Here is a 21,556-nt window from a genome sequence, read left to right on the forward strand (position 1 = left end):
TCACTGCGTCGTCAACGCTGGGCGCCCACCGTCGCGGCGGCCGGCCAGCTGCCGGTGAAGACCTGGGCGGGCGTCGCGCTGCGGGCCGCGAAGCCGAACAGCGAGTCGACCCGGGAGGCCTCGGCGGAGCTGGGGTACGGGTTGGTGCAGCTCGTACCGGCGCTGCCGCCGGACATCAGGATGGCGCAGTTGCCGTTGTAGTTGTCCGGCAGGCCGAGGATGTGGCCGATCTCGTGCGTCATGATGCGCAGTGCCGAGTACTGCTGGGCCTGGTTGTAATCGATCACCACGCGGCCGTTGCCGAGGCTGGTGCGCTGGGCGTACGAGCCGCCGCCGTAGGTGTAGGTGATCCGCAGGTTGGACCCGCACTGGGCCATGTTGATGTTGTTCGTGTAGTTGTTCCAGATCGCCGCCGCCTGCACCGCCGTGTTGGCGAACGGGCCGGCCTGGCTGATGTTGTAGCAGACGTTGCGGACGGCGGCGGAGGCCGGAGCCGGGTTGACGGCTACCGCGCCGAGCGCTGCCAGCGTCGCGGCCGCGAGGGTGGCGAGGATCCGGGACAGCTTGGGCTTACGCATGGTTCACACTCCTTGGGATGGGGGGTGAGCGGAACGCCGCCAGCCTATAGATTGGTATCCATCGATATCAAGTGTCGCGGTGAACTGACCGGGCTCGATCATCCGTACCCCTTGTCGTGCGGACCACGGAGCTGGTGACCTGTCCCCGCGAGCCGCGCGACCGGCTCGGCCCGGTCGCCGTACGCGAGGCGGTGCACCGCTGGCTGCGGCTGATCGCGGCGGACGCGGAACTGGCCCCGTACCTGATCGGGGTCGACCGCCGCCGGCTCGCGGCGCTGCTCACCGACCGGCTGGACGCGGCGCTCGGCGGTGTGTGGCGCAGTCCCGGCGGCACCGGGTCGGATGGCGGGCCGGTCCTCGGCGGCGCGCGGCGACCGCCGTTGAGCGAGGAGCAGCGCTGGCGCGTCCTGGACTACCTGGCCGCCGCGCTCTGGACGCTCGACCTGCCGCCGACCGCGCTCGTGGACGCCCAGCGGGCCGTCGCCGGACTGCTGCACGCCTGATCGCCCACCAGCACAGGAATGGTCGTTCACGCCGCCGGGAATCCCCGGTTTTCCTGTCAACCTCCCGTCACGCGGGGTGTTTTTCTGATCGCTTCCGGTCGATAACGTCGGGCCACTGCCGTCGACGAAGGGCCGACGATGAACGACAACGGACACCCGCTCGACCGCCGGCGACTGCTCGCCGGCGCGGCGGCAGCCTCGGCGGTCACAGTGACCGGCCTGGCCGTCGCCTCCACCGGAGCCGCCGCCGCGGCGGCTCCCGCCCGTCCCGCGACACCGCTGATCGCCCGGGACCGCATCGCCACCGCCGCGCTGCGCGCGCCCGACGGCTCCGCGCCCGCGGTCGGCGTCCAGACCGACTTCCACGCCCGGCTCGCCGCCTGGCTCGCCTTCTGGTCGGCGAACTCGCCGCCGGCCTGGAGTACGCCGGTGCACGTGGTCGCCCGGGTCGAGCCGGCCGGCGACGCGCTGGTGCTGCACGCGATCCGGCACCGCCGCGACGACGAGCTGCACGCCGGGTTCGCCGCCGGCCGGCGCGACGCCACCCACCTGGCCACGCTGGCCAGCCTGCACCACCACTTCCCGGACGTGCGGGTCCGGCCGGACGGCACGATCCGGGTCGCCGATGGACCGGCCGGGTTCACCGGCGCGCCGGAGCAGGTCGCCTTCGCGGTCGCGGCCTGCCGCGAACTGTGGGGCGACGCCGCGGCCACCCCCGGCCGCTGGGCGGAACACGCCGCCCGGGTGCTCGCCCGCGCCGGGCAACGCACCGACGCCGCCTCGCACGCCGGCTGGGCGGCCTTCACCCGAACCAGCCTGCGTCGCGGGCTGGGCACCGAATCGTACGAGTGACCGGAGGAAGCACATGGCCCGCAACGAGTTCCGCTTCGTGGTCGACGGTGTCGACCTGAGCGCCGAGCAGCAGACGCTGATCGCCGCGGAGATCCAGAAGGCCGGCCTGGCCGCCCTGCGTACCGCCGACGCGAAACTGACCAACCCGCTGACCGTCGGCCACGGCAACATCAAGCTGCGCCCCGAGTGGTACGGGCTCTGGGTCATCGACGGCCCGTTCGCCCAGGACCTCGGGCAGAAGATCAACGACATCGGGTTCTGGATCCAGCGGTGACCGACGCCGCCCGGCCGGCCGGCGCGCCGGAGCGGATGTGCCCGAGCACCCCGGCGTCGAACGCCACGGTGTTCCTGGGCATGATCACTCCGGCGGGCCGGGTGGCCTACGTGACCCCGGCCGTACCGGCCGAGGTGGCGCTCGCCGGGCTCGGCGACTCCGACGAGCCGGTCGAGGCACGGGTCCGGCTCGCCGGTCCGTGCGTCACCTCGTCCTGCGGATTCTGGACCGGCTCGCACTGCGGGCTGGGCGCGCGGATGGCCGCCTCGTACGCCGAGACCGCCCCGCCCGCCGAGGAGGCGCTGCCGAAGTGCGCCATCCGGCGTACCTGCCGGTGGTTCGCCGAGCAGGGGCCGTCGGCGTGCCCGGCGTGCGCGCACGTGGTGACCGACGCGCGGACCTGATCGCTGTCGTCTTGTCGGACCCCTCGACTAGCGTCGGGAGGTCATGGAGCCGCGGTTCGGCGAGCAGATCATCGGGCGGGAACACCCCGCGGCGCTGTTGCGCGCCGAGGTGGCCCGGCTGACCGCGGGCCACGGCGGCCTCGCCCTGGTCACCGGCGAGCCGGGCATCGGCAAGACCACACTGGTCTCGGCCGCCGCCGACGAGGCCCGCCGAAGCGGCGCGCTCGTGCTCGGCGCCGCGTGCTGGGACTCCGACACCGCCCCCGACTACTGGCCCTGGGTCCAGGTGCTGCGCCGGCTGGCCCGCTTCGCCGACGACCCGTCCGGCGCCCGCGAAGCGGTCGACGCCGGGCTGGCCGCGCTGCTCGGCGAGCGCCCCGCCGGAGAGGGCGACGAGCCGGGGGACGACGGCGACGAGGCGGGGGACGGCGGCCGGGCCGAGTTCGACAGGCACGACGCGGTGACCGCGGCGCTCGTCGCCGTCGCGCAGCACCGGCCGGTCGTGGTGGTCCTCGACGACCTGCACTGGGCCGACCCGGCGTCGGTCCGGCTGCTCCAGTTCGTCACCCGGCACACCTGGTTCGAGCGGCTGCTGTTCGTCGGCACCTACCGGGACGCCGAGGTCGAGTCCGGCGAGCATCCGCTGCGCCCGTTGCTGGTGCCGCTGAGCGCGAAGGCCACCACGGTCACGCTCACCGGCCTCGGCCGGGACGACGTGGCCGCCCTGATGACCCGCACCGCCGGCCGCGAGCCGGGCGCCGACCTGGTCGCCGAGGTGCACCGGCGCACCGGCGGGAACCCGTTCTTCGTCGAGCAGACCGCCCGGCTCTGGCACACCGACGGCCTCACCGACACCATCGCGCCCGGCGTCCGGGAGGTGGTGCGCCGCCGGCTCGACCAGTTGACCGCCCCGGTCGTCGAGGCGCTCACCGTCGCCGCGGTGCTCGGCCACGAGTTCGACAGGGGGACGGTGGCGGCCTGCGTACCCGCTCCGGTCGCACAGGTCGACCGCATGCTCGGCCGCGCCGCCGCGGCCCGGCTGGTGCTGCCCCGGGGCGGCGGGCGGTTCGTCTTCGTGCACGACCTGGTCCGCGAGACGCTCTACGACGGGCTCGCCGCGGACGCGCGGCGGGCCCGGCACGCGGGCGTCGTCCGCGCCGTGGACAGGTCCGGCGCGCTCGCCGGCGCGCTCAGCCCCGCCCACCTGGCCCGGCACGCGTGGCTGGCCGGCGCCGAGCTGGACCCGGTACGCGCCGGTGAGCTGCTGGTCACAGCCGCGCGGGACGCGGCCGGCCGGCTCGCCGTGGACGAGTCGGTCCGGCACTACCGGCGGGCGCTCGATCTTCCCGGTGAGCCCGTCCCGCGGGTCCGGCTGCTGCTGGAACTGGCCGGGCTGCTGCACCACATCGGCCCGGCCGAGGAGGTCGAGCGGCTGCTGACCGAGGCCGCCGCGCTGGCCCGGCAGGCCGACGACCCCGGCGTGCTGACCCGGGTGGCGCTCACCGCGCACCGGCGGCACTCGGCCACCCGCCGCCGGCTCGACGCCGACGACCTGGTCCGCGAGGCGTACCGGCGGTTGATCGGCGAGCCGGATCCGCAGCGGTCCGTGCGCAGCCTGGTCACCGACCTGATCACCGCCACCGAGACGCTCGCGAGGCACGGCAGCGACGACGAGGCGCTCACGTTCAGCCTGTGGGCCCGCCACGACACCACCTGGGGCCTCGGGACCGCCGAGGAGCGAGCCCAGGTGACCGCCGAGATCCGGGAGGTGGCCCGCCGCGGCGGCGACCGGGAGACCGAGCTGTGGGCCACCGCGCTGCGCTGGGTCGCGCTGCTGGAACTGGGCGACCCGGGATACCGCCGGGAACTGGCCTCGTTCGTGGCCGGCGCCCGGCAGGGCGAGGTCCCCCGGCAGCGGATGGCGGCCACCATGGACAGCGGCATCATCGCCGCGTTCCGGGGCGACCTCGCCACCGCCGAGGAGTGCTTCGCCGAGGTGGAGAGCCACCCCGAGCCGGAACACTCCGACCACGCCTTCATGACGCACCACATCCGCTGGTCGGTGCTGCTTCTCTACGGCCGCGTCGCCGAGGCCGAGGCCCTGCTCGACAAGGTGGGCGCCGGCCATCCGCACGCCGAGCTGCTCCGGGCGATCACCGCCGCCGAACGCGGCGACCCGGCCGCCGTACGCGGGCTCACCGCCGGGATCGAGGCCGCCGGCGCCACGTACCCCCGGTCGGTGTCGCCGCTGTGGCTGCGGCTGCGGGCCCAGGCGGCGGCAGTGGACGGCGACCCGGGCCGGTGCGCCGAGGCGCGGGCGGCGCTGGCGCCGCACCGGGGACGGTGGATGGCCGCGCTGTTCGGCTGCGACATCGCCGGCCCGGTCGACCTGTGGCTGGCCGCGGTGGACGCGGCCGACGGCCGGTGGGACGACGCGGTCGCCGGTTACACGGCGGCCCGGGACGCCGCCGACCGGCTGGGCGCCCGCCCGTGGTCGGTGCTGGCCCGGGTCGGGCTGGTGGCCGCGCTGACCGGGCGCGACGGGCCGGGCGACGCGGCCGAGGCGCGGCGGCTGCGCGCCGCGACGGCGGCCGAGGCGCGGGCGCTGGGCATGAGACAGGTGCCCGGCCGGCTGGCCGCCGCCCGGGCGGACCCTCCGGCGGTGGCGGTCTCTCCGCTGACCGCTGTTCGCCCGGCGGTGTCCGCTCCGCCGGAGTTCCGCCCGGACGGGCCGGTGTGGCGCCTCGGGTACGGCGGTGTGGTGGTGCACCTACCCGACGCCAAAGGGCTGCACGACCTGCGGCTGCTGTTGAGCCGGCCCGGCACCGACGTGCCCGCCGTCGAGCTGCTCGACCCGGCCGCCGGCCCGGAACTTGTCGCGGCCCGCCGCCTCGGCGCCGACCCGGTGCTGGACGACGAGGCGAAGGCCCGCTACCGCCGGCATCTGCGGCGGCTCGACGACGAGATCGACCGGGCCGCCGTACGCCACGACGAGCGGCGGCTGTCCGCGCTGGACGCGGAGCGCGCCGCGCTGCTCGACCAGTTGCGGACCGCCGCCGGGCTGGCCGGGCGCAGCCGCCGCCTCGGTGACCAGGCCGAACGGGCACGCAAGGCGGTGACCGGGCGGATCCGGGACACGCTGCGCCGCATCGACCAGCGGCATCCGGCGCTCGCCGCCCATCTGCGCGAGTCCGTCACCACCGGCGGCGCCTGCCGCTACCTGCCGCCCGAACCGGTGTCCTGGCGGCTCTGACCTGCCGTACGCCGGGGTGGCGGGTTCGGGTCCCGCCACCCCGGCGGGCGGTCAGTGGCGGTTGTAGCGGTACATGGTCAGCGTGCCGAAGACGGCCACGAAACCGGCGCTCCAGAGCAGCAACCACATCGTGTTCGGGCCGTCCATTGAGCCGGCCATCGCCGCGCGGACCGCGCCGACCAGGTGGGTGATCGGGTTGACCTTGACGAACGCCTGCAGCCAACCGGGCATGGTGGACGGTTCCACGAACACGTTGCTGAGGAACGTCAGCGGGAACAGCGCCATCATGCTGACCCCCATCACCGACTTCTCGCTGCGCAGCACCAGGCCGAAGAACGTCCACACCCAGGAGAACGCGAACGAGAAGACCACGAGCAGCCCGATCCCGGCCAGCACCCCGAGCAGCCCGCCGTCGGGGCGGAAGCCGAGCACCAGCCCGACCGAGAGGATGACCACCGCGGCGAGCACGTAGCGCAGCACGTCCCCGAAGATCATCCCGACCAGCGCGGCCGGCCGCCAGACCGGCAGCGTACGGATCCGGTCGAAGACACCCTTCTCGATGTCGTTGTTCAGCCCGACCCCGGTGTACATGGTGATCATCACGACGCTCGTGACCATGATGCCGGGCAGGAAGAACTGCAGGTACGCACGCGGGCTGTCGGCGAGCGCGCCACCGAACAGGTACGTGAACATCAGCACCATGATGATCGGGAACGCGGTCACGTCGAACAGCTGCTCCGGCACGTGCTTGATCTTCAGCAGGGCCCGCCAGCCGAACGTCAGCGACGCGGCGAGCGGACTCGGCCGGGCCGGCCGTTCCGCCGGGGCGAGCACCGTGGCGAGCGCCTCGGCGGACGGGACGTAGACGGACGGCGCGCGCCCGGTGGTGATCGCGGTGTCGCTCATCGCGCCGCCTCCAGCTCGTCGTCCCGCTCGTCCGCCGGGACGGCCGGGTGGTCGGTCAGGGCCAGGAAGACCTCGTCCAGGCTGGGCTGGCCGAGGGAGAAGTCGTCCACCACGATGCCGGCGCCGGCCAGCTCACCGAGCGCGCGGGCGGCCTGCGCGCTCGCCTCCAGGTCGGTGCCGTCCTCGCCGACCCGGGCGGTCAGCGCCACCGGGTCCGTGTCGAGCTGCACCGGTACGCCCAGCGCCGCCCGCAGCACCTTCTCGGCCTGGGGGCGCTGCCCCGGATCGCGCAGCCGGATGTGGACGCTGCCGGATCCGACCGACGACTTCAACTCGCCCGGGGTGCCCTCCGCGATCACCCGGCCGTGGTCGACCACCGCGATCCGCCCGGCGAGCTGGTCCGCCTCGTCCAGGTACTGCGTGGTCAGCAGCACAGTGGTGCCGTAGGCCACCACCGCCCGCACGATCGCCCACACCTGGTTGCGGCTGCGCGGATCCAGCCCGGTGGTCGGCTCGTCCAGGAACAGCAGATCCGGGGTGTTGAGGATGCTCGCGGCGATGTCGATGCGCCGCCGCATCCCGCCGGAGTACTTCTTCACCTGCCGCCCGGCGGCCTCGGTCAGCCCGAAGGCGGCGAGCAGCTGGTCGGCGCGGTCCCGGGCGCCGGCCCGGCTCAGCCCGAGCAGCCGCGCCAGCAGAATCAGGTTCTCCGCACCGGTCAGGTCCTCGTCCAGCGAGGCGTACTGGCCGGTCAGGCTCACCCGGGAGCGGACCGCGTCGGCGTCGCGCACCACGTCGTGGCCGAAGACCCGCGCGGTGCCGCCGTCCGGGCGCAGCAGCGTCGCCAGCACCCGTACGGCTGTGGTCTTGCCGGCGCCGTTGGGGCCCAGCACCCCGTACACGGTGCCGGCGGGGACCCGCAGGTCCAGCCCGTCGAGCGCCCGCGTCGTACCGAAGGACCGGACCAGGCCCTCGGCCTCGACGGCCAGGCCGGTGTTCCGGTTACTCATGGATTGCTACCTCTCTCGTCGGTGTCTCGACAGGCGTACGGCGTGCCGCCGGACCGATCGCCTGTTTCAACGAGGCCGGGGAGCTGTGGTGTTGTGCCGGCCTCACCTCTTCGGCGCCAGACGGTCCGCCAGATCCGATCTGGCGGTGGCGACGCCCGGCCGACGGCGGCCGGTACGGGAGAAAGGCGCGGTTATGACCGTTCCCGCAGCAGTCCGCCGGATGACCGGTCGCGGACAGTGCGCGATCGATCGTCTGCCATATGCTGCGCCGGCATCCGACGCACGGGGGGCGTGCCCTGGTTGTGGTGACGCGGACGCCTCTTGAGCGCATTGAAACCGAGAGGGGTCCACCGTGTCCATCGTCCGAAGAGTGCTCGGCGCACTCGCCGTGGCGGCCCTGGCCGTCACCGCCGCACCCACCGCCGCCGGTGCGGCGGCGGATCCGGCAGGCGTGCTCCACCTGACCGTCACCGGGACCGACGGCAGCCCGGCCGGCGGCAACGTCGCCGTGACCGCAGCCGACAGCAGCTACGACAAGGACCTGCTGCCGCTGGACGAGTCCGGGCAGCTCAGCGTGGAGGTGCCGGCCGGCGACTACAAGATCGCCATCACCCCGTTGTACAGCGACGGCCAGGACGACGAGGTGCTCCGGCAGTGGGTGCCGGGCCGCACCAGCTGGGCGCAGGCCGGAACGGTCCGGGTGTCCGCGGGGGACACGACGGAGGTCTCCGAGCGCCTGGTCACGCCCAGCGGGTCGACCCTGCGGGCGCGCGACGCGGTCACCGGCGCCGCGGTCGACGGGGTGTGCGTGTTCCTCGACCCCCGGCGCAATCCGTGCGGCGACACCCGGGTGACCGTCCCGCCGCTGATCCCCGGCCCGCAGGAGGTGTGGGTCTACACCCGGGACGACACCCACCTGCCCCGCTACGCCACGGTGAACGTCCTGCCCGACGGCAGCGGCACCGCCGTGGTCGTCCTGACCCCGGCCGCGAACGTGGTCTCCCGGGTGGTCGACGCGGCGACCGGCGCACCAGTCGCCGGGGCCTGTGTGACGCCGGCGCCCGCCGGTACCGGCGAGCTGCCCGCCAACCCGGGACGGTACTGCTCCGACGCCTCCGGGAACGTCCGCGTCGGCCTGGTCGCGGCCGGCTCCTGGAACCTGTTCGCCCGCCCCGCCGGCGGATCGGCGTACGGCGCGCAGTGGGTCGGCGCGACCGGCGGCACCGGTGACGCGAAGCAGGCCCGGGTGGTCACGCTCCGCGCCGGGCAGACGGTCACCGTGCCGCCGATCCGGCTCGACCGCGCCGGCGTGGTCACCGGCACCGTGACCAGCGCGGCCACCGGCAGGACGGCGACCTCCGGCGCCGTGACGCTCGCGCCCGAGCCGGGCTCCTTCCCGGATTGGGGAGTGGAACTGGACGCGCAGGGCCGCTACCGGATCGACTGGCTCGGCCCGTACGCCTGGCCGCTGCTGTTCACCACCGCCGACAACGCCACCCAGTGGTCCGGCGGGTTCGCCCTGCGGGGCAAGGCCGTGCCGGTCACGGTCCGGGTCGGCGCCACCACCGTCTACGACCTCGCCGTGCGGCGAGGCGTCCTGGTCACCGGCCGGCTCGTCGATCCGGAGGGCCGCCCGGTGGTCGCCGAGCTGACGGTGCGCAACGCGCGTACCCGTGAGGTCATCGGCTGGACGCTGGATCGCGACGGCGAGTACGCGCTGCGCGTGCTCGGCCCCCAGCCGGTCATCGTGGCCTGGCTGTGGACGCCGCCGTTCGTCAGCTACGCCGGCTGGTTCGACGGCGCGGCCCGCCCGGCCGACGCCACCGAGGTGACCCTGCCGGGCACCGGCACCCTGCGGCTGGACGTCGCTGTCGACCGGTACCCGGCCGGCTGAGCGACACGATCCGGTCGAACGGCACGAGCGGTCGATCGGCACGGGCCGGGTGGCGTGTGAGCCACCCGGCCCGGCGCCGGTCAGCGCGCCGAGTCCAGCAGGGTCCGCTGCTCGGCGGTCAGCTCCAGGTCGACAGCGCCCAGGCTCTCCTCCAGCTGCGCCACCGAGGAGAAACCGACGAGCGGGATCGACGGGATGTCGCCGCCCATCAGCCAGGCCAGCACCACCTGGTTGACGGTGGCCCCGGTCTCGGCGGCCACCGCCCGCAACGCCTCCAGCCGGGCCGGGGTGGCGGGCACCGCGTACTCCTCGCCGAGCCGTTCCGGCCGGACGTACGCGCCCTTGAGCAGCGGCGAGTACGCCACCAGCGTGAGCTGCGGCTCGGCCCGCAGGTAGCTGAGCAGGTCCGGGCCGACCCAGCCGACGTCCCCGTCCCGGTCCAGCTCGCTCGGCACGTCGAGACGCCGGGGCAGGTAGCTGCGGTGGTACTGCAGCACCTCGTACCCGGGCAACCCGGCCGCGGCGGCGAGCGCCCGCGCCCGCTCCACCCGCCAGGCGCGGTGGTTGCTGGCGCCCAGCAGCCCGACGGTGCCCTCCGCGACCAGCTCGGCGAAGCCCTCCACGGTCTCCCGCAGCGCAACCGTGTGGTCCTCGATGTGGGCGTAGAGCAGGTCGATGCGGTCGAGCCCGAGCCGCTCCCGGCTGCGTTCGGCGGACTCGCGGATCACCTTCGCCGACAGCCCTTCGGGGTTGTCCACGTAGCTGGTGCCCGGGGCGAGTGGCCGGGCACCGAGCTTCGTGGCGATGACCACCTCGTCGCCGACCCCGCGGCTGCGCCGCCAGCGGCCGAGCAGTTCCTCGCTCTCGCCACCCTGGCCCCCGTTCTGCCAGAAGGCATAGTTGTCCGAGGTGTCGATGAACGTGCCGCCGGCCTCCACGTAGCGGTCGAGGATGGCGAACGAGGTGGCCTCGTCGGTGGCGGTGCCGAAGAGCATCGCGCCGAGGCTGAGCACGCTGACCTTGCGGCGCGTCGCAGGGTCGGTGCCGATGGTGCGGTAGCGCATGGATTTCCTCCCCGTCGGAGCTTTGCCGGTCACCCTGCCCCTTCGAGTGCGCGCGAAGTCAAACGTCGAAGGGCCTCGGTTCCCCGGGCCCTTCGGTGTGCGGCGGTTCAGCTCGGGATGTAGTCGAACTCGTCCGGGTTCGGGCCCGTCCGGCCGTCCTCGCCCCGGTCCAGCGAGGTGAGCCGCTCCATCGCGGTGTCGTCGAGCGTGAAGTCGAAGATCGCGAAGTTCTCCTCGATCCGCTTCGGGGTGGTCGACTTCGGGAAGACGATGTCGCCGCGCTGCACGTGCCAGCGCAGCACCACCTGGGCCGGGGTCCGGCCGACCTGCTCGGCCACGTCGACGACCGTCGGGTCGCCGAGCACCGCGCCCTGCGCGATCGGCGACCACGCCTCGGTGAGGATGCCGTGCGCCTTGTCGTACGCCCGCACCTCCTCGTTGCCGAGGTAGGGGTGCGCCTCGATCTGGTTGACCGCCGGCACCACGTCCGCCTCGGCGGCCAGCCGCTCCAGGTGCGCGACCTGGAAGTTGGACACGCCGATCGACCGGACCGTGCCCGCGTCACGCAGCTCCTCCAGCACCTTCCAGGTGGAGACGAAGTCGCCGTCGTAGCGGGTGGGCAGCGGCCAGTGGATCAGGAACAGGTCGAGGTAGTCGAACTTGAGTTCCCGCAGCGTCTGCTCGAACGCCTTGCGGGCGTCGTCCGGGCGGTGGAAGCCGTTGTTCAGCTTGCTGGTCACGAAGACCTCGCCGCGGTCCAGCCCGGAGGCGCGCAGCGCCTGACCCACCTCGGCCTCGTTGCCGTACATCTGGGCGGTGTCGATGTGCCGGTAGCCGATCTCCAGCGCGGTGCCGACCGCCCGGGCGGTGTCCTTCGGTTCGATCTGGAACACGCCGAAGCCGAGCTGTGGGATGGAGTTTCCGTCGTTGAGCGCGATGTCCGGAACGCTGTTGGGGGCCATGAAGAGTCTCATCTCCGATCGTGCGGTGCCGGGGCGCGTCCGTGCCGCCCGCCCCGGCCGTGCCAACCGGATGTCTCTACCCGCTCGCCACGCTTCCTCACATCGGGGACGAGCGTCAACTCCAGATCGACCGGGCCCACTCCGGGTGGTCGACGAACGGGTTGCGGTTGCCCTGCCAGCGTTCGTAGATCCGCTGGTTGCGTCGCTGCTCGAAGGCGTCCGGCGGGTCCTGGTCGTTCCAGGCCAGCAGCTTCGACAGCCGCCCGAGCCGGGGCGCGGAGCCGTTCGACACCGAGTCGTTCGGTTCCAGGTCCGGCCAGCCGTCGCCGCCCTCGTACCGGATCGCCATGTACAGGATCATCCGGGCCACGTCGCCCTTCACCGCGTCGCGCGGCTCGAACGAGTCGGCGTCGGTGTAGCAGCCGGGCGCCTCGGCGACCGCGCCGCCGCCGGCGTCGAAGTCCTTGTTGCCGCGCAGCGAGTTGACCGACACGTCCTCCGGCCGCAGGTGGTGCACGTCGGTGCCGGGGCCGGTGGCGGTGCCGAAGTCGCCGTGCGACTTGGCCCAGACGTGCTCCCGGTTCCAGTCGTTCGCACCGCCGCCGTTGCTGGTCTTGCTCTGCGAGCGTCCGCTGTAGAGCAGGATCACGTTCGCCGGGTTGGCCGGGTCCTGGTCGGTGTCCTTGAGCGCGTCCCACACCTGGTCGTAGCTGAGCTTCGTCTGCACCCGGATGATGCCGTGCAGCGCGGTGCGCAGCGCCGGCCCGGTCTTGCCGGCCGCGGCCGCGTAGTAGGCGTCGGACGTGCCGGTCGGCGCCGGGGTCGGGGTCGGGGAAGGGCTCGGCGTGGCGCCGCCGCCGAGGCTCATCGCGCTCGGGTTCTTCAGCCCGCCGTGACTGAAGTACGCGGTCAGCGCGCCGGTCGCGGTCACCTGCCGCCCGCGCAGCGACGGGTTGCCGAGCAGCCCGAAGGTGCTCCGCCAGGCGGCCGTGACCTGCACGTACAGCATCCGGGAGGTGCCGGTCTCGCCAGCCTGGTCGGCGATTGCGATCGCGGTGTCGGCGGTGAAGCCGGAGGTGAGCACCGTGTTGGTGGCGGTGGGCTGGCCGATGACGTAGCCGGTCACGGTGGCGGTCCGGCCGTCCTGCGCGGCGAGCGCCTGCGCCACGGTCAGCGTGGTCGCGGCCGAGGCGGCGCCGGTCACGCCGAGCGGGATCGCGACCGCGACGGCGAGCACGACCGCCGCGAACATCCGCCCGGATCGCGAGCGGGTGACGCGCTTCATATTCATGAGCAGCAATGCTAGGTGCCGCGGGCCGGTTTGAGGAGAGGCTCAGGCGGCGGTGAGGTCGCGCAGGGCCAGCACCGACCGCCAGTTGCGGGCCGTCGCCACCACACCCAGCTTCTTCTCCAGGTACGCGGCGGTGAACTTCGTCCGCCCGTAGCCGCCGGCCGGGAAGTGCAGGTGCGCCTCCCGGCCGATCACCTCGTACTCCATCGTCTCGCCCGGCGGCACGGCCAGCTCGCGCACCCGCGCGGCGGCGGGCGCGGCCGACAGGAACACCACGAGCACCCGCGTGTGGTCGTCCTGCCGGCCCGCGTACGGGCTCGCGGCGGCCACCGCGGCCAGCTCGTCCCCGTCGCGGACCAGCACCGGCACCCGCAGGCCCAGTTCGTCGCCGAGCCGGTTCGCGATGCCCTCGGCCAGCGTCTCCGGCCGGGCCGGCGGGCTGGTGAAGACCACGTTGCCGCTCTGCAGGTAGGTCTTGACGTCGGTGTGACCGAGGTCGGTGACCACGCGGCGCAGGTCGGCCATGGCCAGCTTGTTGACCCCGACGTTGACGGCCCGCAGCAGAGCGGCGTACCTGGCCATCGGCCCTCCTCGGCTCGTGCCCGGGGCCGACCCTACGTCAGGAGTCCGACAGCCGGGCGTAGACGTCGCCGGAGCGGCCGCCGGGACGGTACGTCTCCAGCAGCCGCACCAGCCCGGCCGCGTCCAGCCAGCTCTCGCTCGCGAACCGCATGGTCTCCACCGGCGAGTAGTTGTAGCGGTACGCGCCCAGCTGTTCCACGAGGTCCAGCGACGCGAGCGCGGCGTCGTGCGCCGGTGGCAGGTACTCGAAGGACAGCCCGCGCACCGGGTGGCTGAGCCCGGACAGCACGTCGACCTCGAAGCCCTCGACGTCGACCTTGCAGAACGCCGGTACGCCGTGCCGCGCCACCAGGTCGTCGAGCGTCACCACCGGCACCTCGACCGACCGGTCCCAGCGGACCCCGGCGAAGCTCGGATCGGCGGTGACCGACTCGATCCAGGACGACGACATGGTGGACACCGTCGGCGTCGCCGACGACAGCTCCAGCCGCGCGCTCCCGGACCGCGCACCGACCGCCGTCGGCTCGATCACCACGTCGGCGTCCCGCCCGAAGCCCAGGCGCAGCACCCGCAGGCAGTCGGGCTGCGGCTCCACCGCGACCACCCGCGCGCCCAGCCGCCGCCAGGTGCGCACCCGGCCGCCGACGTGGGCGCCGATGTCGAAGGCGAGGTCGCCGGGGGAGAGGAACTGCCCGTAGAGCTGCCGGGCACGCCGGTGCTTGGCCGGCTGACCGTGGTAGACGGCCAGGGAACGGGTGATCCCCCAGGCCCGCGCGAGCATCGTCACGACATCCCTAACTGTGAGTGGTGGACTGCGGTCCGAACGCCCGCAGGAAGCGGTCCCGGAACGACTCCATCGGCCAGACCGGGGCCTGCGGGTCCGGGTTGAGCCCGTCCTGCCAGCCCCATCCGGCGATGCGGTCGAGCACTGCCGGGTCCTTCGCGACGACGGTGATCGGCACGTCCTTGCCGGCGTCGTCGCCGGTGATCGTGCGGGCGGGCTGATGGTCGCCGAGGAACACCAGCACCAGGTTCTCGTCACCGTACCGCTGCACGTAGGAGATGAGCGTGCGCAGCGAGTACACGACGGCCTGCCGGTACGCCTCCCGGGTGCCCTCCGCCGAGCGGTCGGCGCGCGCCGTTCCCTTGTAGACCGAGCCGTCGCCGATGTCGTCCCAGCCGACGAGGGGCGGGACCGGCGTCCACGGCAGGTGACTGGAGAGCAGCGGGATCTCGGCCATCACGGGCGTACGCCCGGGGCCGCGCTCGCGGCGTTGGAACTCCGCCAGCGTGTACTGGTCCGGTGGCGAGGAGAAGCTGAACAGCGGCCCCTTGTAGCCGAGTTCCTTTGCCCCGTACAGCGTGTCGGGTTCGAAGAATGCCGCCTCCGGCCACGCCCGGTTCAGCGCCGGCATGACGAGCGCGGTCCGCCAGCCGGCGCGCTTGAACGCGCCGTTGAGGGTCAGGTGGTCGCTGCGTACCAGGTTGGTGTAGCGCAACTGGTTGTCGGTGCGGATGCCGCTCATCAGCGTGGCGTGCGCGAGCCAGCTTCCACCGCCGGTGGTGGACGAGGTGAGGAACGCGCTGCGGCTGCCGTAACCGGCCGCGCGCAACTGCCGGGTCCCCTCGTCGAGGACGGCGTCCACCTCCGGGGCCAGTTCCGGGTCCTCCAGCGCGACCCGGCCGTAGCTCTCCACGAACGTGAACAGGACGTCCTTGCCGCGCAGCGCGGTGAGCATCCGCTCACCCGGCACGTCCCGGAACGGGTCGCCGGCGAGCTGCGTGTTCAGCGTCTCCTTGTCGTTCAGGCCCGCCCGCACCTGCCGGGCGCGATCGAAGACGTCGGCGGCGACGGTGTCCGCGGCGACCGGGAGGCCGGGCACGATCTGCGCGCCGAGCACGGCGCAGACCACCCAGGCGGCGGCGAGCGCGGTGACGGCGCGCGTGGTCACCCGGCGGTGGGCCGCCGCGGCGCGGGCCAGCCGCCGCGCCGAGAGCGTCACCAGCACCGGTACGGCGAGCGCCGCGACCACGGCCAGGGCGATCGCGCCCACCTCGGCGGCCCCGCCGTACGACTCGGACAGGAACTCCGCGCCCGCGCCGAGGAACGTCCAGTCGGCGATCAGGTCGAAGCGCCGGTCGAGCACCATCGAGAACCCGAGATCGGTGACCTTGAGCACCAGGATCAGGCCGAGCAGCGCGCCGAGCAGCGTGGCCACCACGCGGCGCGGGCGGGCCGGCAGGACCAGCAGCAGGGCGACGGCGAGCAGCCCTTCCACCGGGATGCGGAGCAACGCCCCGAGGGACAGCAGTTTGACCTCGCTCGGCGCGACCAGGGCCACCAGCACGAGCGCTCCGGCCAGCGCGGTGACCGCCGCGCCGAGCAGCCGCCGGGCGCTCCACGCGCCGACCGCGTCGTTGCCCGGGTCGCTCGTCTCCCTGTCGTTCGGGGTGCGGTCGCCGCTCTCGGCCGAGGCGCCGGCGCTGTCCGGCGTGCTGTCTTCCGTGGACGTGGCGCCGGCCGGGACGTCGTCGCCGTCGGCCGGCCGGGACAGGTCGGTCACCGGCGCCGCCCGCCGACCTCGACGGGCTGGCGCACGATCCGCGTGCCCGGCGTCCACTCGGACCCGTGGCCCGCCGGCGCGGGGGAGACCGGCGCCGCCGGGAGCGCCGGCCGTACGCGGTGCCGCCACAGCCAGCCGACGTCGCGTCCGAACGACTCGACCAGCAGCGCGAGCGCGCCGAGCACCACCGCGAGGGCCAGCGGCCGGGGCAGCACACCGGCCGCCACCACCGTCAACGCGATGCCCTGCGTGGCGGCGACCACCTTGCGCCAGTAGCGCGGCGGCAGCGAGCCGCGCATCCACGGCAGCACCCAGCCGGCGGCGACGAAGACGTACCGCATCGCGCCGATCACCAGCACCCAGGCGCCCACCTGGTCGGCGACGTACCCGCAGAGGACCAGGACGAGGAAGGAGTCGACCTCCATGTCGAACCGGGCGCCGAGCGCACTGGTCGTGCCGGTGCGCCGGGCCACCTGCCCGTCGACCCAGTCCAGGGAGAGCGCCACGGCGGCCAGCGCGACCAGCACCGGCACCGCGATCGGCCCGCGGAACGCCTCGACTGTCAACGCAGCCACCCCGCCGGCGAGCGTGGCCCGGGTGAGCGTCACCCAGTCGGCCGGGCCGAGCCGGTCCGCGCCCGAGCGGCGCAGCCCGTATCCGAGCGCCGCGACCATGACCACCCCGAAGAGCAGACCGGCCAGCCAGCCGTACGCGCTCAGGCCGACCGTGCCGGCCAGGGCCGTCAGTACGCCGACCTGGAGTATCGCCCCCGCGAATGGATCAGTTCGAACTGCGGACACCATGCCTCCGAGGTAGACGTCACGTACCACACCTGTGTACGGAGAACATGCCCGAACAGTTCGTTCTGATGCCGGAAACGCGCCAGCGATGTGACTTGTCACGTCCACCGGCGTCGCGGCGGGCGCCGCGCGGATCAGGCGCCGGAGCGGAGACCGTCAGCGCGGCGGCGGTCCGGGGACCAGCCGCCAGTACTGCCGTTTGCCCTCGTCGCGGACCACGACGCCGAGCCGGGCCAGCTCCCCGTGCAGCTCCCGGGTCTCGGGGTCGTGGCCGCCGTCGAGCGCCCGCTGCCGGGCGCGCAGCAGGGCGTCCGCGCCCGGCGGCAGGTCGGGCAGCCCTTCGACCCACCTGCGGTACGCGTCCCGGTGCGGGTCCTGCCCGGTCCACGGCCAGCCCTGCCGGGTGAACGCCTCCCGCAGCTGCTCGGTGTCCAGGTCGGACTTCTCCCGGGCCAGCTCGCCACCGGCGGTGTCCAGCAGCACCAGCGCCGCACCGTCGACGAACACCCCGGCGACGTCGGCGCGGGCCACGTCCCGGCCGTGCCCGTCGCGGTGCAGCCGTACCGTGCGGTGCCCGACCGTGACGGTCAGCCGGTCGCGCACCGCCACCACCGCCAGGGCCAGGCCGCCGAGCAGGCCCAGCCCGGCCCCGATCGGGTACGCCCGCTCGTCCGGCCACCTGTCGAGCAGCTCGAACAGGCCCTGGAACGGGAACCAGGGCAGCCCGGCGATCCAGCCGGACAGCGTGGTCAGCCCGGCGCCCAGTCCCGCCCCGAGCAGCGGGAACCCCGCCCAGAACAGCACCAGCTCGCCGCGTCCGCCGTCGACCACGACGTCCTCGCCGGTGTGCCGGGCCGCCACGGTCACGACACCTCCCGGCGCAGCGTGCGGACCAGACCGGCGACCAGCGGCAGGAGCACCCAGACGGCGAGCGAGACGCCGAGCCGGCCCCACTGCCCGCCGGTCATCTCGGCGCCGAGCAGCGGCTCCATCGTGTACGAGGTGTCGAGCCAGCGGGCCGGCTCCCGCAGCGCGGAGATCATCGCGGCGAGCAGGCTCCACACCGTGGGCAGCAGCAGATAGGTGACGATCGCCAGCGGCGTGTTCAGCAGCAGCAGCCCGAAGGCGGCGCCCATCAGCACGTTCACCACCTGGAACACGGCCGCGTGCGGCAGCAGTTGCCAGTCGAACGTCCAGGCGCCCGCCCCGCCGGTGGCGCCGGCGGCGAGCGTGCCGACCGCGGCGACCGCGAGGCTGACCAGCACCGAGGCGAGCGCGGCCAGCACCACGGCGGCGAGCTTGGCGACGATCACCCGTTCCCGGCGGGGCACCAGCGCGAACGTGGTGAGCGCGGTGCGCTGCGACCACTCGCCGGTGATGGAGAGGATGCCGAGCACCGGCAGCAGCAGGCCGACCGGCAGAAGCGACGGGGTGAAGAAGGCGGTGAACGTCTGGTCCGGCGCCTCGACGACGAAGAGCTGCACCACCACGATCACGGCCGCGATCAGCCCGATCGTGATCAGCAGCCACCGTCCGGCCCGGGTGTCGGCGAGCTTGCGCAGCTCCACGCCGGTCAGCCGGGCCAGCGTCGGTCCGGCGACGGCGGCCTCGGGACGCGGCGGCGCGGGGTTACGGGTGGCGGTGGTCATCGGACGGCCTCCTTGGTCGACGCGCCGGCGGTGAGGGTGAGGAAGAGCTGTTCGAGGCCGCCGCTGCCGGCCGGGCGCAGCTCGGTGAGGACCAGTCCGGCGTCCGCCGCGGCCTGGCCGACCTGACCCGGCTCGGCCCGGACCACGTAGCCGCCGTCGGTGCCGGCCGTGGCGGGCAGCGCGGCCCGCTCCAGCGTCAGGCGCAGGGCGTGCGCGTCGCGGGCGCGCACCAGCGTGCCGGCGCCGGCCAGCAGCTCGTCCTTGCCGCCCTGGGCGACCACCCGGCCCCCGCCGATCACCACCAGCCGGTCGGCCACCGCCTCCACCTCGCGCAGCAGGTGCGAGGAGAGCAGCACCGTGCCGCCCCGGTCGGCGAAGTCGCGCAGCAGGCCGCGCATCCAGAAGATCCCCTCCGGGTCGAGGCCGTTGGCCGGCTCGTCCAGGATCAGCACCCGGGGGTCACCCAGCAGCGCCAGCGCCAGGCCGAGCCGCTGCCGCATGCCCAGGGAGTACGCCCCGACGCGGCGCCGGGCGGCGGTCTCGTTCAGCCCGACCCGGTCCAGTGCCGCCGCCACCCGCGCCCGGTCCACGCCCATGGTGCGGGCGGCGAGCGTGAGCGCCTCCCGTCCGGTGCGCCCGGCGTGCTGCGCCGAGGCGTCGAGCAGCACGCCGATCTCCCGCCCCGGATTGGGCAGGTCGCGGTAGGGGCGGCCGGCGACCGTGGCGCCGCCCGCTGTGGGCGGCGTCATCCCGCAGATCATCCGCATCGTGGTGGACTTCCCGGCGCCGTTCGGCCCGAGGAAACCGGTCACCGTGCCCGGTTCGCACCGGAACGTGACGTCCGCGACGGCGGTGTGCGGGCCGTACCGCTTGGTGAGCTGGTCGACTTCGATCATGCCGTCGAGCCTGCCGGGGCCACCCGGCCACGCGCTGCGGCCGGCGGTCGGCGTCGCCGTCGACCTCGGTTCACCGCAGTCGTCGACTTTGGTAGCTGGTAGCCGGTCCGGACGGCTTCCTAGCATGGGTGGGTGAGCAGCGCCGTCGTACCCGATCATCCCTGGCTCCTGCCGGGCTCCCTGGTGCCCGCCCGGACCGCCCGGCGGACCCCGCGGGACTGGTTCGTCGACGGCGCGCTGTTCGTGGCCTCGCTGCTCTGGGTGCTCATCGCCCACGGCGACGTCACCAGCGCGAGCCCGGAGTTCGGGCTCAACGCCGGTCCGGCCTGGCTGGAGGAGGTCGACCTGCTGATCGGCCTGTGGATCAGCGGGGCGCTCTGGCTACGCCGGCGCTGGCCGGTCGGGCTGGCACTGGCCACCGCGCCGCTGGTGTTCTTCTCGGTCACCTCCGGCGTCGCGTTGCTCGTCATCACGTTCACCGTGCTGGTGCACCGGCCACTGCCGGTGGGCCTGGCCCTGGCGGCCTGGAACGTGCTCAGCCTGCCGGTCTACCTCGCCGTCCGGCCCGACCCGACGATGCCGTTCTGGGGTTCGGTGATCTGGACCGCGCTGTTCATCGGCGTGGTGGTGGCGTGGGCGCTGTTCGTCCGGGCCCGCCGCCAGCTGGTGCTGTCCCTGCGCGACCGCGCCGAGCGGGCCGAGGCCGAGCAGCAGCTCCGGCTCGACCAGGCCCGGCAGCTCGAACGCGGCCGGATCGCCCGGGAGATGCACGACGTGCTCGCCCACCGGATCTCCCTGCTCAGCCTGCACGCGGGCGCGCTGGAGTTCCGGCCGGACGCGCCGCCGGAGGAGGTGGCGCGGGCGGCCGGGGTGATCCGGGCCAGCGCGCACGCCGCGCTCCAGGACCTGCGCGAGGTGATCGGCGTGCTGCGGGCCGAGGTCGGCTCCGAGGCCACGCCGGAACGGCCGCAGCCCACGCTGGCCGACGTGCCCGCGCTGGTCGCCGAGAGCCGCGACGCCGGGGTACGGGTCGCCGTCGTCGACGAGGTGGCCGAGCCGGAGGCGGTGCCCGCGGCGATCGGGCGTAGCGCGTACCGGATCGTGCAGGAGGGGCTGACAAACGCCCGCAAGCACGCGCCCGGCGCGGTGGTGACCGTCCGGCTGGCCGGTGGCCCGGGGCACGGGCTGGTGGTGGAGATCAGCAACCCGTGGCCGGTGGGCAGCCCGGCCACCGCGATCCCGGGCACCGGCACCGGCCTGGTCGGCATCGCCGAGCGGGTCACGCTCGCCGGTGGCCGCCTGGAACACGGGCGGGACGCCGACGGCACGTTCCGGCTGACCGCCTGGCTGCCCTGGGCGGCGCAGTGAGCGCCCCGGTACGGGTGCTGATCGTCGACGACGACCCGCTGGTCCGCGGCGCGCTGTCGATGATCCTCGGCGGCGTACCCGACCTCGCGGTGGTCGGCGAGGCCACCGACGGCGCCGAGGTGCCCGAGGCCGTCGCCGCCCACGCCCCGGACGTGGTGCTGATGGACATCCGCATGCCCCGGGTCGACGGCCTGGCCGCCACCGAGGCGCTGCGTGCCACAGCGGAACCGCCCGAGGTGCTGGTGCTCACCACGTTCGACGCCGACGAGCAGGTGCTGCGGGCGCTGCGGGCCGGGGCGAGCGGCTTCCTGCTCAAGGACACCCCGCCGGCCGAGATCGTGGCGGCGGTACGCCGGGTCGCGGCGGGGGAGGCGACGCTGTCCCCGGCGGTGACCCGGAAACTCATCGCGCACGTCACCGGCGCCGCGCCGGCGCCCGGCCCGGACCCGAAGCGGGAGCGGGCGGTACGGCTGCTCGACGGGCTCTCCGAACGGGAACGGGAGGTCGCGGTGCTGCTCGGCCGGGGCCGCACCAACGCCGAGATCTCCGCCGAGTTGTTCATGAGCGTGGCGACGGTGAAGGCGTACGTGTCGCGGCTGCTGACGAAGCTCGACCTGAACAACCGTGTGCAGGTGGCCCTGCTGGTCCAGGACGCCGGCCTGGTCTGAGGCACAGACACTCTCATTCGGGATACTATCAGAGATGA

The 21,556-nt window shown here is 74.1% G+C and carries 21 protein-coding genes; 8 read left to right on the forward strand and 13 right to left on the reverse strand.

Going from position 1 to position 21,556, the window contains the following annotated elements; translation table 11 throughout:
* Positions 1-11: 11 nt before the first annotated feature.
* Complete coding sequence (locus tag A4R25_RS13135) at positions 12-578, reverse strand: snapalysin family zinc-dependent metalloprotease (RefSeq protein ID WP_064446896.1); 567 nt, start codon at positions 576-578, stop codon at positions 12-14.
* A gap of 116 nt (positions 579-694) precedes the next feature.
* Here A4R25_RS13135 and A4R25_RS13140 point away from each other — a divergent pair, with 116 nt between their 5' ends.
* The 5 genes from A4R25_RS13140 to A4R25_RS13160 all read left to right on the forward strand — a co-directional run bounded on the left by A4R25_RS13140 (position 695) and on the right by A4R25_RS13160 (position 5,864).
* Positions 695-1,081: a globin gene (locus A4R25_RS13140; RefSeq protein ID WP_231915511.1), complete on the forward strand. Its 387-nt coding sequence runs from the start codon at positions 695-697 to the stop codon at positions 1,079-1,081.
* A 138-nt stretch (positions 1,082-1,219) separates the two neighbouring features.
* Positions 1,220-1,933 (forward strand): hypothetical protein, encoded by a 714-nt coding sequence (locus A4R25_RS13145; protein WP_064446897.1) that lies wholly within the window; start codon positions 1,220-1,222, stop codon positions 1,931-1,933.
* A gap of 13 nt (positions 1,934-1,946) precedes the next feature.
* Positions 1,947-2,207, forward strand: coding sequence for a hypothetical protein (locus A4R25_RS13150; RefSeq protein ID WP_030501893.1), 261 nt, complete (start codon positions 1,947-1,949; stop codon positions 2,205-2,207).
* Complete coding sequence (locus A4R25_RS13155) at positions 2,204-2,611, forward strand: hypothetical protein (protein WP_030501892.1); 408 nt, start codon at positions 2,204-2,206, stop codon at positions 2,609-2,611. Before A4R25_RS13150 ends, A4R25_RS13155 begins: the two co-directional genes overlap by 4 nt.
* 43 nt (positions 2,612-2,654) lie before the next feature.
* A complete protein-coding gene (locus A4R25_RS13160) occupies positions 2,655-5,864 on the forward strand; it encodes an AAA family ATPase (RefSeq protein WP_064446898.1) in 3,210 nt (1,069 codons plus the stop codon).
* 51 nt (positions 5,865-5,915) lie between these two features.
* On the opposite strand, the gene A4R25_RS13165 is transcribed toward A4R25_RS13160, so the two are convergent.
* Both A4R25_RS13165 and A4R25_RS13170 read right to left on the reverse strand, forming a co-directional pair.
* The gene (locus tag A4R25_RS13165; protein WP_064446899.1) at positions 5,916-6,770 is read right to left on the reverse strand and encodes an ABC transporter permease; all 855 of its coding nucleotides are present in this window, start codon (positions 6,768-6,770) and stop codon (positions 5,916-5,918) included.
* On the reverse strand, positions 6,767-7,780 hold the full coding sequence (locus A4R25_RS13170; RefSeq protein WP_064446900.1) for an ATP-binding cassette domain-containing protein: 1,014 nt from the start codon (positions 7,778-7,780) through the stop codon (positions 6,767-6,769). The genes A4R25_RS13165 and A4R25_RS13170 overlap by 4 nt, the downstream gene beginning before the upstream one ends.
* A 370-nt stretch (positions 7,781-8,150) precedes the next feature.
* Here A4R25_RS13170 and A4R25_RS13175 point away from each other — a divergent pair, with 370 nt between their 5' ends.
* Positions 8,151-9,674, forward strand: a complete 1,524-nt coding sequence (locus tag A4R25_RS13175; RefSeq protein WP_064446901.1) for a carboxypeptidase-like regulatory domain-containing protein — start codon at positions 8,151-8,153, stop codon at positions 9,672-9,674.
* An 80-nt stretch (positions 9,675-9,754) separates the two neighbouring features.
* On the opposite strand, the gene A4R25_RS13180 is transcribed toward A4R25_RS13175, so the two are convergent.
* The 10 genes from A4R25_RS13180 to A4R25_RS13225 all read right to left on the reverse strand — a co-directional run bounded on the left by A4R25_RS13180 (position 9,755) and on the right by A4R25_RS13225 (position 19,482).
* Positions 9,755-10,738 carry an aldo/keto reductase gene (locus A4R25_RS13180; RefSeq protein WP_064446902.1) on the reverse strand — a complete coding sequence of 328 codons (984 nt, stop codon included), beginning with the start codon at positions 10,736-10,738 and terminating at the stop codon, positions 9,755-9,757.
* Between the two features lie 107 nt (positions 10,739-10,845).
* On the reverse strand, positions 10,846-11,700 hold the full coding sequence (locus A4R25_RS13185; RefSeq protein ID WP_064446903.1) for an aldo/keto reductase: 855 nt from the start codon (positions 11,698-11,700) through the stop codon (positions 10,846-10,848).
* 115 nt (positions 11,701-11,815) lie between these two features.
* Positions 11,816-12,991: an endonuclease gene (locus tag A4R25_RS13190; RefSeq protein WP_064446904.1), complete on the reverse strand. Its 1,176-nt coding sequence runs from the start codon at positions 12,989-12,991 to the stop codon at positions 11,816-11,818.
* A 42-nt stretch (positions 12,992-13,033) separates the two neighbouring features.
* Complete coding sequence (locus A4R25_RS13195) at positions 13,034-13,573, reverse strand: DUF1697 domain-containing protein (RefSeq protein WP_043326260.1); 540 nt, start codon at positions 13,571-13,573, stop codon at positions 13,034-13,036.
* A gap of 37 nt (positions 13,574-13,610) precedes the next feature.
* Positions 13,611-14,354 carry an FkbM family methyltransferase gene (locus A4R25_RS13200; protein ID WP_064446905.1) on the reverse strand — a complete coding sequence of 248 codons (744 nt, stop codon included), beginning with the start codon at positions 14,352-14,354 and terminating at the stop codon, positions 13,611-13,613.
* A gap of 13 nt (positions 14,355-14,367) precedes the next feature.
* The gene (locus A4R25_RS13205; RefSeq protein ID WP_082931007.1) at positions 14,368-16,137 is read right to left on the reverse strand and encodes a sulfatase; all 1,770 of its coding nucleotides are present in this window, start codon (positions 16,135-16,137) and stop codon (positions 14,368-14,370) included.
* Positions 16,134-16,940 (reverse strand): CDP-alcohol phosphatidyltransferase family protein, encoded by an 807-nt coding sequence (locus tag A4R25_RS13210; RefSeq protein WP_231915512.1) that lies wholly within the window; start codon positions 16,938-16,940, stop codon positions 16,134-16,136. Before A4R25_RS13210 ends, A4R25_RS13205 begins: the two co-directional genes overlap by 4 nt.
* A 153-nt stretch (positions 16,941-17,093) precedes the next feature.
* A complete protein-coding gene (locus tag A4R25_RS13215; RefSeq protein WP_231915513.1) occupies positions 17,094-17,804 on the reverse strand; it encodes a hypothetical protein in 711 nt (236 codons plus the stop codon).
* Entirely contained in the window at positions 17,801-18,586 is a 786-nt protein-coding gene (locus A4R25_RS13220; protein WP_043326256.1) for a hypothetical protein, read from the reverse strand. The genes A4R25_RS13215 and A4R25_RS13220 overlap by 4 nt, the downstream gene beginning before the upstream one ends.
* On the reverse strand, positions 18,583-19,482 hold the full coding sequence (locus tag A4R25_RS13225) for an ABC transporter ATP-binding protein (protein ID WP_064446907.1): 900 nt from the start codon (positions 19,480-19,482) through the stop codon (positions 18,583-18,585). The genes A4R25_RS13220 and A4R25_RS13225 overlap by 4 nt, the downstream gene beginning before the upstream one ends.
* A 132-nt stretch (positions 19,483-19,614) precedes the next feature.
* Here A4R25_RS13225 and A4R25_RS13230 point away from each other — a divergent pair, with 132 nt between their 5' ends.
* Positions 19,615-20,850 carry a sensor histidine kinase gene (locus tag A4R25_RS13230; protein WP_064446908.1) on the forward strand — a complete coding sequence of 412 codons (1,236 nt, stop codon included), beginning with the start codon at positions 19,615-19,617 and terminating at the stop codon, positions 20,848-20,850.
* On the forward strand, positions 20,826-21,518 hold the full coding sequence (locus A4R25_RS13235) for a response regulator transcription factor (RefSeq protein WP_205796023.1): 693 nt from the start codon (positions 20,826-20,828) through the stop codon (positions 21,516-21,518). Before A4R25_RS13230 ends, A4R25_RS13235 begins: the two co-directional genes overlap by 25 nt.
* Positions 21,519-21,556: the final 38 nt, after the last annotated feature.

The sequence above is a fragment of the Micromonospora sp. NBRC 110037 genome (genome assembly GCF_001652995.1).
Taxonomy (GTDB): Bacteria; Actinomycetota; Actinomycetes; order Mycobacteriales; family Micromonosporaceae; genus Micromonospora; species Micromonospora chalcea.